The organism is Streptomyces sp. NPDC127190 (assembly GCF_042672505.1).
Taxonomy (GTDB): Bacteria; Actinomycetota; Actinomycetes; order Streptomycetales; family Streptomycetaceae; genus Streptomyces.
Genome location: NZ_JBHXVE010000028.1, coordinates 46555 through 60025 on the forward strand (window position 1 = coordinate 46555; position 13471 = coordinate 60025).

Here is a 13471-nt window from a genome sequence, read left to right on the forward strand (position 1 = left end):
CTATGTGTATTTTCGTACGCGTTTGCACCGCCAGAGAGAAGGCTCACGACGTGGGCGTGCCCACAGACGCGGACGGGCGGGCCGCGCGTCAGTAAGCGCCACCCGCCCGCCCGTTGAACAGGGCTTCCCCACGACAGCTACGAAACCACCGCCGTACCCGGCGAGTTGGCCACCCGCTCGGCACTCTCGTCGTCGTCGCCCACGGCGATCCCGCGCCGCTTGGAGACGTACACCGCACCGACGATCACCAGGAGCGCGAGCACCGCGATCGCGATCCGCACGCCGAGGCTCTTGTCGTGGCCGTAGGAGAACTTGATCACCGCGGGTGCGATGAGCAGCGAGACGAGGTTCATCACCTTCAGCAGCGGGTTGATCGCGGGGCCCGCGGTGTCCTTGAAGGGGTCGCCGACCGTGTCGCCGATCACCGTGGCCGCGTGGGCCTCACTGCCCTTGCCGCCGTGGTGGCCGTCCTCCACCAGCTTCTTGGCGTTGTCCCAGGCGCCGCCGGAGTTGGCGAGGAACACCGCCATCAGCGTGCCCGCGCCGATGGCGCCGGCGAGATAGGAGCCGAGCGAGCCGACGCCGAGCGTGAACCCGACGAAGATCGGCGCCATGACGGCCAGCAGACCGGGCGTGGCCAGCTCCCGCAGGGCGTCCTTGGTGCAGATGTCGACGACCTTGCCGTACTCGGGCTTCTGGCTGAAGTCCATGATCCCGGGCTTCTCCCGGAACTGCCGCCGCACCTCGAACACCACCGAACCCGCCGACCGGGACACGGCGTTGATGGCCAGTCCGGAGAAGAGGAACACGACCGCGGCACCCGCGATGAGGCCGACGAGGTTGTTGGGCTGCGAGATGTCCAGGGACAGACTCAGCGGCGCGCCCGGCCCGCTGAGCTTCTCCCCGACGTCCTGCACATTGGTGGTGATCGCGTCACGGTACGACCCGAACAGCGCCGACGCGGCGAGGACGGCCGTCGCGATCGCGATGCCCTTGGTGATGGCCTTGGTGGTGTTGCCGACGGCGTCCAGGTTGGTGAGCACCTGCGCGCCCGCGCCCTGGACGTCACCGGACATCTCGGCGATGCCCTGCGCGTTGTCGGAGACCGGCCCGAAGGTGTCCATGGCGACGATCACACCGACCGTGGTGAGCAGTCCGGTGCCGGCCAGCGCCACCGCGAACAGCGCCAGCATGATCGACGTACCGCCGAGCAGGAACGCGCCGTACACGCCCAGCCCGATGAGCAGCGCGGTGTAGACGGCCGACTCCAGACCCAGGGAGATGCCGGAGAGGACGACGGTGGCGGGGCCGGTGAGGGAGGTCTTGCCGATGTCCCGGACCGGGCGCCGGGTGGTCTCGGTGAAGTAGCCGGTCAGCTGCTGGATGACGGCGGCGAGCAGGATGCCGATGGCGACGGCGACCAGGGCGAGGACCCGGGGGTCGCCGTCCTTGCCCCGGATCGCCGCGTCCGTGACGCCGTGCAGCCCGGAGTACGTCGAGGGCAGGTAGACGAAGACCGCGACCGCCACCAGGGCGAGCGAGATCACCGCGGAGATGAAGAAGCCGCGGTTGATCGCCGTCATGCCGCTGCGGTCGGCGCGGCGCGGGGCGACCGCGAAGATGCCGATCATCGCGGTGATCACTCCGATGGCGGGCACCAGCAGCGGGAAGGCGAGCCCCGAGTCGCCGAAGGCGGCCTTGCCGAGGATCAGCGCGGCCACCAGGGTGACGGCGTACGACTCGAACAGGTCGGCCGCCATGCCGGCGCAGTCGCCGACGTTGTCGCCCACGTTGTCGGCGATGGTCGCGGCATTGCGCGGATCGTCCTCCGGAATGCCCTGCTCGACCTTGCCGACCAGGTCGGCGCCGACGTCGGCGGCCTTGGTGAAGATGCCGCCGCCCACCCGCATGAACATGGCGATCAGGGCGGCGCCGAGGCCGAAGCCCTCCAGCACCTTCGGTGCGTCGGCCGCGTACACCAGCACCACACAGGAGGCGCCCAGCAGGCCGAGCCCCACCGTGAACATGCCGACGACACCGCCCGTGCGAAATGCGATCTTCATCGCCTTGTGCGAAACGGCGGTGAGATCTTTTTCTGGTTCACCGGGCGCCGGAGTCGCTTCCCGGGCCGCCGCGGCGACCCGCACATTGCTGCGTACGGCGAGCCACATGCCGATATAGCCGGTGGCCGCCGAGAACGCCGCGCCGATCAGGAAGAACACCGAACGTCCGGCACGCTGATTCCAGTCGTCCGCCGGCAGCAGCATGAGCAGGAAGAACACGACGACGGCGAATACGCCGAGCGTGCGCAACTGCCGGGCGAGATACGCCTTGGCGCCTTCCTGCACCGCCCCGGCGATCTCTTTCATGCTGTCGGTTCCCTCGTCCGCCGCCAGCACCTGGCGCACCAGGAGCCCCGCGACCACCAGCGCGGCCAGCGCGACCGCGCCGATGACGGCCACGAGGATCCGGTTGTCCTCGGTCAGGACCGCGGCCGCGAGGGATGTGGAACGGCCCCACTGGGGGGTGGCCCACTCAGGGGTAGAAAGCCCCGCCATTCGTCCTCCTTGACGCTTGGGCTGAGCTCAAGATGTGGACGGATTGTAGGTACCCCCGTGTGATCTCAACAGAGCACGGTAAACGGAATTAGCCTCCACTGGCTCATCGCAAATGATCGCCCTCGCGCTACACGCCTCGAATGGCGTAATGCCTTCGAGGCATTCTCGGCCGACGGTGAATGATCGTGAATTACTTCACGAATTACAGGCTTCGCCGGAAACGCCGAAGGGCCCTGCGTCGCAGGGCCCTTCGAGAAGTTCGGCGGGGGCGGTTCAGAGCAGCGCCGTGGCCGGGGGCGCGGTCGGCCAGGTCATGCGGATCAGACCGCCGTCCAGGCCGGTGGTGACCTGGACGTCGTCGACGAGGCCGCTGATCACCGCGAGGCCCATCTCGTCCTCCTCGACCTCCGGCTCGCCGTCCGCTGCGCCGGGCGTGTCGCCGCCCGGCACGGCATGCGGGGCCTTGTCGCCGACCTCGATGGAGAACTGTTTCTCCTCCTCGATCAGCGCCACCTTCACCGGCGCCGTGATGCCGCTGTTCCGATGCAGTCCGACGGCACGGGAGCAGGCCTCGCCCACGGCGAGCCGGACCTCGTCCAGGACGGCCTCGTCCACTCCGGCCCTGCGCGCCACCGCGGCCGCCACCAGCCGGGCGGTCCGGACGTGCTCGGGCAGCGCGCTGAAGCGGAGTTCGACGGTGGCCATGCATCCCCCTCGCGACTACGGGTGTGCGGTCGGGGCGGGGCCGCCGAGGGCCGCACCCCCTGCTGTACTGCTGTGGCCCGGGCCGCTGGCCCGGCCCAGGACAGGACCGCCCCGCACCGGACCGCGCGGGGCGGTCCGGCGCCGGCGAACGGCCCGGATCAGTCGGTGGCCTGCACCGCGTCCTCGACCGAGGTGTGGATGGGGAACACCTTGGTGAGGCCGGTGATGCGGAAGATCTTGAGAATGCGCTCCTGGTTGCAGACCAGGCGCAGCGAGCCCTCGTGGGCACGCACCCGCTTCAGGCCTCCGACCAGCACGCCGAGCCCGGTGGAGTCGAGGAAGTCCACGCCCTCCATGTCGACGACGAGGTGGAAATTCCCGTCGTTCACCAGCTCGACCAGCTGCTCACGCAGCTTGGGCGCGGTATACACGTCGATTTCGCCACCGACTCGGACGACCGTACGATCGCCGATGGTTTCGGTCGACAGGGACAGGTCCACGGATCCTCCAGCACCTTGCTATCGAGCGGTCGCCCCTCGGGTAACTCGGCATGCGGCCCCCGGGACGCATCGCCAGCCGCGATGGCATTCAATCACTTACCGGCAGGCGTGCACGACGCCTTGGCTCCATTGTCCGTCACGCCAGTGACACACTCGGTGCCGATGGCCAAGAATCACCGATCCGACAGAACCCCGGCAGAACAGGCCTTCGGGTTTTCCCCGGGCACGGTCCTGGACCGGCTCGCCTCGGGGCCGAGCCGGTCTGCGCGCATCACTCATACGGAGCACTTGCCCCCGCGCGCGGGCCGCCATGCCGTCTGGCCTCACCGGATTCGGTCCGAGGTGATCGCGGCCGTCCAGCGGTGCGGCATCGAGCATCCCTGGGCCCATCAGGCACTGGCCGCCGAGCACGCCCTGGACGGCGACTCGGTGGTCGTCGCCACCGGCACCGCCTCCGGCAAGTCCCTCGCCTACCTCGTGCCCGTCCTGTCCGCCCTGCTCGACGGAGCCGAGGCCCCGAACGGGCGGGGCGCCACCGCGCTGTACCTGGCGCCCACCAAGGCGCTCGCGGCGGACCAGTGCCGGTCGGTGAAGGAACTTTCACAACCTTTGGCCGGCGCGGTTCGCCCAGCCGTGTACGACGGCGACACTCCGTTCGAAGAACGCGAGTGGATCCGCCAGTACGCCACCTACGTGCTGACCAACCCCGACATGCTGCACCGGGGCATACTCCCGGCCCACCCCCGTTGGTCCTCCTTCCTGAAGTCGCTGAAGTACGTCGTCATCGACGAGTGCCACACCTACCGCGGTGTGTTCGGCTCGCATGTCGCCCAGGTGCTGCGCCGGCTGCGGCGGCTGTGCGCCCGCTACGGTGCCTCGCCCGTCTTCCTGCTGGCCTCGGCGACCGCCGCGGAACCCGCCGTGGCCGCCCGCCGGCTGACCGGGCTGCCGGTGGTCGAGGTCGCCGACGACGCCTCCCCGCGCGGGGAACTGGTCTTCGCCCTCTGGGAGCCCCCGCTCACCGAACTGCACGGCGAGAAGGGTGCCCCCGTACGGCGTACGGCCACCGCCGAGACCGCCGATCTGCTGACCGACCTGACCGTGCAGGGCGTGCGCTCGGTGGCCTTCGTCCGCTCCCGGCGCGGCGCCGAGCTGATCTCGGTGATCGCCCAGGAGAAGCTGGCCGAGGTCGACCGCTCCCTGGTCCGGCGGGTCGCGGCCTACCGGGGCGGCTATCTCCCCGAGGAGCGCCGCGCGCTGGAACGCGCCCTGCACTCCGGCGAACTCCTCGGCCTCGCCGCCACGACCGCCCTGGAGCTGGGCGTGGACGTGTCCGGCCTGGACGCCGTGGTGATCGCCGGGTACCCGGGCACCCGCGCCTCCCTGTGGCAGCAGGCGGGCCGCGCCGGCCGCTCCGGGCAGGGCGCCCTCGCGGTCCTCGTCGCCCGGGACGACCCGCTGGACACCTTCCTCGTGCACCATCCCGAGGCGCTGTTCGACCAGCCGGTGGAATCGACCGTCCTGGACCCCGACAACCCCTACGTCCTCGCGCCGCACCTGTGCGCCGCCGCCGCCGAACTCCCGCTGACCGAGGAGGACCTGGACCTCTTCGGCCCCGCCAGTGCGGAGGTGCTGCCGCAGCTGGAGGCCGCGAAGCTGCTCCGCAGAAGGACGAAGGCCTGGCACTGGACGCGGCGCGAGCGGGCCGCCGACCTGACCGACATCCGCGGTGCGGGCGGCCGCCCGGTGCAGATCGTGGAGGCCGGTACCGGACGTCTGCTCGGCACCGTCGACGCCGGCTCCGCGCACTCCACCGTCCACGAGGGCGCGGTCCATCTGCACCAGGGCCGCACCTACCTGGTGCGCCATCTCGACCTGGAGGACTCCGTCGCCCTGGTCGAGCAGGCCGACCCGCCCTACTCCACGGTCGCCCGCGACACCACGGCGATCTCCGTCCTGGAGACGGACACCGAGATCCCCTGGGGCGCCGGCCGCCTGTGCTACGGCTCGGTCGAGGTCACCAACCAGGTGGTCTCCTACCTGCGCCGCCGTCTCATCACCGGCGAAGTGCTCGGCGAGACGAAACTCGACCTCCCTCCTCGTACGCTGCGCACCCGCGCGGTGTGGTGGACGGTCACCGAGGACCAGCTGGACGAGGCCCGGATCACCCCGGAGATCCTCGGCGGCTCGCTGCACGCCGCCGAACACGCCTCCATCGGCATGCTGCCCCTCTTCGCGACCTGCGACCGCTGGGACATCGGCGGGGTGTCCGTCCCCCTGCACCCCGACACGCTCCTGCCGACGGTCTTCGTCTACGACGGCCACCCCGGCGGCGCGGGGTTCGCCGAGCGCGCCTTCCACACCGCGCGCACCTGGCTCGCCGCGACCCGGGCGGCCATCGCCTCCTGCGAGTGCGAGGCCGGCTGCCCTTCCTGCATCCAGTCCCCCAAGTGCGGCAACGGCAACGAACCGCTGCACAAGAGGGGTGCGGTGCGCCTGCTCACGGTGCTCCTGAGGGACGCACCGGAAGAGAAGCCCGCGGAGGAGCTTGTGGAAGAGCCTCCAGAGGGGCTTCCGGAGGAGCTAGCGGGGGATCCAAAGGAGGAGCTTCCGGAGGAGCTTGCGGGTCAGCCGAAGGAGGAGCTTCCGGAGGGGCCGGAGAGCTGACCGGGGTGCCGGCCGGCCCGGCTCTCGCCCTGACCTCCGCCCGGAACGGCCCGCTGCCCGCGGCCGCCGTCACATCCGAGGTCTCGCCGACGATCGCGCACCGCACCAGCCGCACCCCCTGGGCCGCCGCCAGCCGCCCGGCCCGGGCACAGGCCGCCGTCGCCCCCTCGGCCCAGTGGTCCGCCGCCGCGAGCGCCGCCAGATCGGCACCGCCCGCGGCCCGGTGCCGGACGACCACGGCCTGCCCGAGAGCGAGCACGGCGCCGAACACCGCGCACAGCACGGCGATCACTCCGAGGCTCCACACGGTGGCGGACCCGCGGTCGGAGCCCTCTCGGCGCCGCGCCACGCCCCGCTTCCGCACTACGCCCCGCCTCACAGCCCCTCCTTTCCCGCGCCCACCGTCTCCTCCGCCGCCGCGACGGCCTCTTCCCGCACCTCGAACGGCAGTCCGCTGAGCACCGGCGGCGGGGCCACCACCGTCACCCGCACCCGATCGCCCTCGCGCCGGACCGACACCCGGGCCCCGCGCGGCGCGGCCTCCCGGGTCAGCGCCAGCACCGCGTCCGGCGGGTCCTGGCGGGCGGCGGCCCGGGCGCCGGTGCGGGCGGCGTCCACGCACTGGATCTGCGCGGCGACCACGAGCAGCCCCCACACCAGCGCCATCGTGAACGCCACCAGCACACCGAGCACCACGGCCGTCTCCGCGGTCACGAACCCCCGGTCGGCCTCCCGGTCACATCCGCGCACTGAGGGCCTTCTTCACGATGTCCTGGAGCTCCGCCCTGACCTGGCCGCTGGTGACGACCTCGTAGAGCAGCAGCGCGAACCCGACGGCCGCGATGATGCCCATGGCGTACTCCGAGGTCACCATCCCGTCGTCCCGGCGAACCGCCCCGCACAGCCGCGCCGCCGCCTTCTGGGCCTTCTTCTTCATCCCGACTCGCATGACATTCCCTCCTGTTGTGTCTCTCGGCAGTCCCCGCAGGTCACCCGGTCCCGCTCGGGTCGTCCTCCCTCACCTCCCCGCCAGCACTCCGCCGGCCAGCCCGATCACCACCGGCAGCACACCGACCGCGATGAAGGCGGGCAGGAAGCACAGCCCGACCGGCGCGGAGATCAGGACGGCCGCCCGGCGGGCCCGGGCCGTCGCGGCGCGGGCCCACTCGGCACGCGCGTCCGAGGCGAGACGGGCGACCGGGGCGGCCGCGGGCACCCCGGACTCGCCGGCCCGCTCCAGCAGCCGGGCCAGCGGCCCCGCACCGGGCAGCGCCGCCAACCCGCGCCAGGCGTCCACCGGTTCACCGCCGAGCCGCACTTCCGCCGCACCCCGGGCCAGTGCCGCCCCGACCGGTCCGCCGAGGGCGTCGCCCACCGCCTGGGCGGCGATCACGGGCCCGGCCCCGGCGGCGATGCAGGCCGCCAGCAGATCGGCCGTGAGCGGCAGTTGACGGGCGGCTTCGGCACCGCAGGTCTGCTCCGTCGCGGCCTGTGCCGTCGCCCGGCCCCGCAGGCGCCACAGCACCGCGCCCACCGCGAGCCCCAGCAGGACCCCGGCGATCCCCCCTACCAGCACCCAGGTGCCGCAGGCCGCGCCGGCCGACGGCAGCCCGCCGCGCAGCACCGCCGGCACCGCGAACCGCCGTCCGCCGGGCGGGGCTTCGCGGCCCATCAGTTCCGCGATCAGCCGCCGCGCCCGGCGCCGCCGCCGAACCCGGTCCAGCCACCACACCGCCCAGCCGAGCGCCACCACCACGACCCCGGCCGTCCCCAGCCTGTGCACAACGTCCCCACTCACGGCGCCACTCCTCCCCGCCGACCCGAAACCACTCCGCCCACCCCGCCACTCCACCCGCCGACCCGAAACCACTCCGCCCACCCCGCCACTCCACCCATCTCGCCGCCCCTCGCCGCCCGCCCGGAACCACTCCCCCGACCCCTCCGACCGCTTCTCCCGCGCACCAGCCCCCGTGCGCACCAGCCCCCGTGCGCACCGGGCACCCTCCCGACCCCCGTCCGGCCCACTCCCGTCCGCACCGGTGCTCCCTCCCGACCCCCGTCCGGCGCGTGCACACACCACCCCCTGCACACGCCCGCGTTCACCCCGCCCCCGCCGCCCGCATGATCCGGACCGACCACCACAACCCGAGCGCCTCGAACAGCGCCCCGGCCGCCAGACAGCCAAAACCGGCCCCGGTGTGCAGCAGCACATACAGCGGGTCGGCGCCCATGGCCGCGCCGAGGAGGAGGCCGAGCGCGGGAAGCGCGGCGAGCAGCACCGCGGTCGCCCGCGCGCCCGCCAACTGGGCTTTCAGGTCGGCGCGCCGGTCGCGTTCCGCGCGCAGCGCGCCGTCCAGCCGGTCCAGTCCCGCGGCGAGACCGGCGCCCTGGTCGACGGCCACCCGCCAGCACGCGGCGAGCCCGAGCAGTCCCTCGGCACCCGGTTGCCGGGCCGCCACCGCGAGGGCGCCGGGAACATCCCCGCCGAACCGCGCCGCCGCCACCACGGCCGCCTGCGCCTCGCCGAGCCCGCCGGAGTCCCGCGCGGCCCGCAACAGCGCCTCGCCCGGCTGCCGTCCCGCGCGCACCTCCCCGGCGAGCGCCCCGCACAGGCCGATCACCGCGTCGGCCCGCCGCTCCCGGTCCTGTCCGGCCTGCCGGGCCCGCAGCACCCGGCGCAGCACCGGCACCCCGGCCGCCCCCGCGGCGACCGGCAGCGGGGAGGCGCCCAGCAGTCCGAGCAGCGCCCCGGCGACCAGCGACCACCACTCGGGCCGCCACCGGCCGCGCAGCCGCCGCAGTCCGGCGAGGAGCCGCTCCCCGGGCGGTGGTCCGACGGCCACCGCGCCGCCGCCGGCGAGCAGCAGCCGCGCACGCCGGGCGCCGGAGTGCCCTCCGCCCAGCAGCCACACGGCCGCGCCGAGACAGAACAGCGCGGCGCCCAGGGACGTCTGGGACATCTGGCCGGTCATGTCGGTCCCGCTCGTCATGTCTGGGCCTCGCTTCCGAACCCGTCGGTGCCCGCGAGCAGTCCGCGCAGCCGCTGCCAGCCGCGCTCGCGTGCGAAGGCCCGCTCGCCCCAGCGCAGCGCCGGCACCGTCCGCACCAGGCCCGAGGCATCCCGTTCCAGCACATGGACCTCGGCGATCCGGCGCCGCCCGGACCGGTCCCGTACCAGGTGGAGCACGACGGAGAGGGCGGCCGCCAGCTGGCTGTGCAGTGCCGCCCGGTCCAGCCCGGCGGCCGTGGCCAGCGCTTCCAGACGGGCCGGCACATCTCCGGCCGCGTTGGCATGGACCGTGCAGCAGCCGCCTTCGTGGCCGGTATTGAGTGCCGCGAGCAGGTGCACCACCTCGGGTCCGCGCACCTCTCCGACGACCAGCCGGTCGGGCCGCATCCGCAGCGCCTGCCGGACCAGGTCCTCCAGCGTGACCAGGCCCGCGCCCTCCTGGTTGGCGGGCCGGGTCTCCAGCCGGACCACATGCGGGTGCTCCGGCCGCAGCTCGGCGGAGTCCTCGGCGAGCACGATCCGTTCGCCCTGGCCGACCAGCCCCAGCAGGGCGCTGAGCAGGGTCGTCTTGCCGCTCCCGGTGCCGCCGCTGACCAGGAAGGACAGCCGGGCCCCGACGAGGTCCGCCAGGATGCGGTCACCGCCGGGCGGCACCGTGCCGGCCGCGACGAGTTCCGCGAGGGTGAACGCCCGGGGCCGGGCCACCCGCAGGGCCAGGCAGGTGCAGCCGACGGCGACCGGGGGCAGCACCGCGTGCAGCCGGGTGCCGTCGGGCAGCCTGGCGTCCGCCCAGGGCCGGGCGTCGTCCAGCCGGCGTCCGGCCACCGCGGCCAGGCGCTGCGCGAGGCGTCGTACGGCCGCCGCGTCGGGGAAGGCCACCGGGGTCAGTTCGAGGCCGCCGCCGCGGTCCACCCATACCCGGTCCGGGGCCGACACCAGCACGTCGGTGACGTCCGGGTCGGCGAGCAGCGGCTCCAGCGGGCCGGTGCCGACCAGCTCCGACCTGAGCCGTTCGGCCGCGCCGAGCACCTCCGCGTCGCCGAGCACCCGGCCCTGTTCGCGCAGGGCCTGGGCCACGCGCGCCGGGGTGGGTTCGGCGCCGCTCTCGGCCAGCCGCCGTCGGACGCCGTCGAGCAGGGCGCCGTCCACCGGGCCGGCTCCGGTCAGGCTCACCGGGTGCCTCCCGCCTCGACCAGCGCGCGCTCCCAGAAGTCCGTGCAGAAGCGGGCGAGCGGGCCGCGTCCGGTGGCACCGGGCGGCTTCGCCCCGGCCTGCGGGCGGGACAGCAGGGGTTCGGCCGGCACCTCGCCGGCGAGCGGCAGCCCGAGCAGCCGGGCCACCTCGTGGTCGTCCAGGCCGGGGGCGTACGGGCCGCGGACCGCGACGCGCAGATCGCGGACGACCATGCCGACGGCGGACGCCACCCGGCCGGCCGCCGCGACCGCCCGCAGCTCGGCGGGGACGACGAGCAGCACCAGGTCGAGCTGGGCGAGGGCCTCGGCGACCCCGTCGTCGAGCCGGCGGGGCAGGTCGACCACGACCGTGCCGCCGCGTCGCCGGGCGGCGGCGAGCACCGCCCGCACGGCCTGCGGCGGGATGGCGACGCAGTCGCCGCGGTCCCAGCTCAGCACGCGCAGGGAGTGCAGTTCGGGCAGCGACTCCTCCAGGGCACCGCCGCCGACCCGGCCGCGGGAGGCGGCGAAGGCGGGCCAGCGCAGCCCCTCGGCGGTCTCCCCGCCGAGGAGGACGTCGAGTCCGCCGCCGAGCGGATCGGCGTCCACCAGCAGGGTGCGCAGCCCCTCGCGCGCGGAGGTGACGGCGAGGGCGCAGGCGAGCGTGGAGGCTCCGGCCCCGCCCCGCCCGCCCATCACCCCCACGGTGAGGGCCGGACGGCCGACGCCTTCGACGACGTCGGCGATGCGGTCGACCAGCCACTGCTCTCCGTCGGGCAGCATCAGCACATGGTCGGCGCCGATCTCGACGGCCCGTTTCCACACCCCCGGGTCGTCCTGGTCACGGCCGACCAGCACCACCGCGGGGCGGCGCGCGGCTCCCCGCATCCGGCGGGCGACGTCGTCGCCGATCAGGACGAGCGGGGCCGTCTGCCAGCCGTCGCCGGCGGCCGGGAGAGCGTGGTGGACCTCGGGGGTGGCGCCGGCGGCCGCGCACAGGCGCAGCAGGTCGTCCAGCAGCCAGGTGTCCTCGGTGACGATGAGCGGCCGTCCCGGCCGGCCGCCGGGGTCGGGCGGTGGGTCGTGGGTGACGGTTTTGGACATGTGCGTTCCCCCTTCGCTGTGTGTTCCGCGCGGCCGGTGCGGCCCCGCGATTCCCGGGCGTGCGGAGAACCGGCAAGCGGTCTCCATATGAACGGCCGACAGGAACCGGCCATACGCGCCCCGCAATCGGAATCGGCCATGAACTCGCCGCGGCCGGAGCGCGCTGGAATCACGGTGCAGCGATCCCCGAAATCGTGTGGATCTTGGTCGAAAACGGTGGACAACTTCGGGCCTGTGAATAACTCCGTCACCCATACCGGTGACCCCTGTACTGATCCCTGTACGACTTCCACAGAGCAGCACACCGATTACTCTGGGTAACGGATCATGGCCATGGGGAAGCGGCGGCCACCAGCGGGATCACCCGGGCCGCAACGCCGTACGAGAAGAAGAGGGGAGCAGCAAAACCCACCCGGACATGCGACGACCCCCGCCGGGGGGGAGAGCGGGGGTCGTCCCCACGGCCGACTCGGGGGGGGAGGAGTCGGGCCGGGTTAGCACGGTCGCGAACGATCCGTGACTTCCATGGTGTACCCGAGAGCCCTCTCAGGCAAACCCACGCGCCCCACCTTACGCCGAATGGTGGGCGCCTATGCTCAGGGGCGTGGAAAACCACTCCTTGCCTCGCACAGCAGCCTTCTTTGACCTGGACAAGACGGTCATTGCGAAGTCGAGCACGCTCACCTTCAGCAAGTCCTTCTACCAAGGCGGACTGATCAACCGCAGGGCCGCCTTGCGGACCGCATACGCCCAGTTCGTCTTCCTGGCCGGCGGCCTGGACCACGATCAGATGGAGCGGATGCGCGAGTACCTCTCCGCGCTGTGCCGCGGCTGGAATGTGCAGCAGGTGCGGGAGATCGTGGCCGAGACCCTGCACGAACTGATCGACCCGATCATCTACGACGAGGCCGCCTCCCTCATCGAGGAACACCACGCGGCCGGGCGGGACGTCGTGATCGTCTCCACCTCGGGCGCCGAGGTGGTCGAGCCGATCGGCGAGCTGCTGGGCGCGGACCGCGTGGTCGCCACCCGCATGGTCGTCGGCGAGGACGGCTGCTTCACCGGCGAGGTGGAGTACTACGCGTACGGCCCGACCAAGGCCGAGGCGATCAGGGAGCTGGCCGCGGCCGAGGGCTACGACCTCGACCGCTGCTACGCCTACAGCGACTCGGCGACCGACCTGCCGATGCTCCAGGAGGTCGGGAACCCGCACGCCGTGAACCCGGACCGGGCACTGCGGCGCGAGGCGCTCGCCCGCGGCTGGCCGGTTCTGGAGTTCCGCCGGCCGGTCCCGCTCAAGAAGCGGCTGCCCACGCTGTCCGTCCCGCCCCGCCCGGCGCTGGTCGCGGCGGCGGCCATAGGTGCGGCGGCCGCGACGGCGGGCCTGGTCTGGTACGCCAACCGGCGGCGCGGCACCGCCTGAGCCGCACCCGTGGCCGCACCCGTTTCACCCGGTTTGATCGCGCAAGTAAATAAGTGCCACGAAGGGTTCCGGTTACCACCGGTACGGGGTAGAAAGAAGTCAGGCCCGCGAGACCAAGGACATCCGAGAGGATCCCCTGTCACTACGCACTGGCCCCACGGACCTCGCATGAACACCGGGCACCCACGCGACGTCGACCCGTCGATTACGGGCCAGCCGCACCAGGTGACGGGCAAAGACCCCGACCTGATGGGCACATATCGAGGACGCTTGGTAACCCGGTGAGCATGCCAGCGGCGGTACGAGTCTCTCGTACCGCCGCAACCCTTCCC

At 73.1% G+C, this 13471-nt stretch carries 11 protein-coding genes and 1 pseudogene; 2 read left to right on the forward strand and 10 right to left on the reverse strand.

Annotation, left to right across the window (positions count from 1 at the left end; translation table 11 throughout):
* Positions 1 to 137 precede the first annotated feature (137 nt).
* The 3 genes from ACFVIU_RS31945 to bldG all read right to left on the reverse strand — a co-directional run bounded on the left by ACFVIU_RS31945 (position 138) and on the right by bldG (position 3763).
* Positions 138 to 2558, reverse strand: a complete 2421-nt coding sequence (locus ACFVIU_RS31945) for a sodium-translocating pyrophosphatase (protein WP_385846810.1) — start codon at positions 2556 to 2558, stop codon at positions 138 to 140.
* Positions 2559 to 2831: 273 nt separating this feature from the next.
* Positions 2832 to 3263, reverse strand: coding sequence for an ATP-binding protein (locus ACFVIU_RS31950; RefSeq protein WP_385846812.1), 432 nt, complete (start codon positions 3261 to 3263; stop codon positions 2832 to 2834).
* A 158-nt stretch (positions 3264 to 3421) separates the two neighbouring features.
* Positions 3422 to 3763: an anti-sigma factor antagonist BldG gene (bldG, locus tag ACFVIU_RS31955; RefSeq protein WP_385846814.1), complete on the reverse strand. Its 342-nt coding sequence runs from the start codon at positions 3761 to 3763 to the stop codon at positions 3422 to 3424.
* Between the two features lie 81 nt (positions 3764 to 3844).
* On the opposite strand from bldG, the gene ACFVIU_RS31960 reads away from it, so the two are divergent.
* Complete coding sequence (locus ACFVIU_RS31960; protein WP_385846815.1) at positions 3845 to 6430, forward strand: DEAD/DEAH box helicase; 2586 nt, start codon at positions 3845 to 3847, stop codon at positions 6428 to 6430.
* A gap of 73 nt (positions 6431 to 6503) precedes the next feature.
* On the opposite strand, the pseudogene ACFVIU_RS31965 reads toward ACFVIU_RS31960, so the two are convergent.
* From ACFVIU_RS31965 to ssd, 7 genes and pseudogenes are all read right to left on the reverse strand, one after another.
* A pseudogene (locus ACFVIU_RS31965) lies at positions 6504 to 6809 on the reverse strand (Rv3654c family TadE-like protein); the annotation flags it as partial.
* Complete coding sequence (locus tag ACFVIU_RS31970; protein ID WP_385846816.1) at positions 6806 to 7180, reverse strand: TadE family type IV pilus minor pilin; 375 nt, start codon at positions 7178 to 7180, stop codon at positions 6806 to 6808. The gene ACFVIU_RS31970 and the pseudogene ACFVIU_RS31965, both read right to left, overlap by 4 nt.
* Positions 7167 to 7379 (reverse strand): DUF4244 domain-containing protein, encoded by a 213-nt coding sequence (locus ACFVIU_RS31975; protein ID WP_385846818.1) that lies wholly within the window; start codon positions 7377 to 7379, stop codon positions 7167 to 7169. Before ACFVIU_RS31975 ends, ACFVIU_RS31970 begins: the two co-directional genes overlap by 14 nt.
* 69 nt (positions 7380 to 7448) lie before the next feature.
* Positions 7449 to 8228 carry a type II secretion system F family protein gene (locus ACFVIU_RS31980; RefSeq protein WP_385846820.1) on the reverse strand — a complete coding sequence of 260 codons (780 nt, stop codon included), beginning with the start codon at positions 8226 to 8228 and terminating at the stop codon, positions 7449 to 7451.
* A 301-nt stretch (positions 8229 to 8529) separates the two neighbouring features.
* Positions 8530 to 9420 carry a type II secretion system F family protein gene (locus ACFVIU_RS31985; RefSeq protein ID WP_385846821.1) on the reverse strand — a complete coding sequence of 297 codons (891 nt, stop codon included), beginning with the start codon at positions 9418 to 9420 and terminating at the stop codon, positions 8530 to 8532.
* Entirely contained in the window at positions 9417 to 10613 is a 1197-nt protein-coding gene (locus ACFVIU_RS31990; protein ID WP_385846823.1) for a TadA family conjugal transfer-associated ATPase, read from the reverse strand. The genes ACFVIU_RS31985 and ACFVIU_RS31990 overlap by 4 nt, the downstream gene beginning before the upstream one ends.
* Positions 10610 to 11716, reverse strand: coding sequence for a septum site-determining protein Ssd (gene ssd / locus ACFVIU_RS31995; RefSeq protein ID WP_385846824.1), 1107 nt, complete (start codon positions 11714 to 11716; stop codon positions 10610 to 10612). Before ssd ends, ACFVIU_RS31990 begins: the two co-directional genes overlap by 4 nt.
* Positions 11717 to 12308: 592 nt before the next feature.
* Between ssd and ACFVIU_RS32000 the strand changes: the two genes are divergently transcribed.
* Positions 12309 to 13139 carry an HAD family hydrolase gene (locus tag ACFVIU_RS32000; protein ID WP_385846825.1) on the forward strand — a complete coding sequence of 277 codons (831 nt, stop codon included), beginning with the start codon at positions 12309 to 12311 and terminating at the stop codon, positions 13137 to 13139.
* Positions 13140 to 13471: the final 332 nt, after the last annotated feature.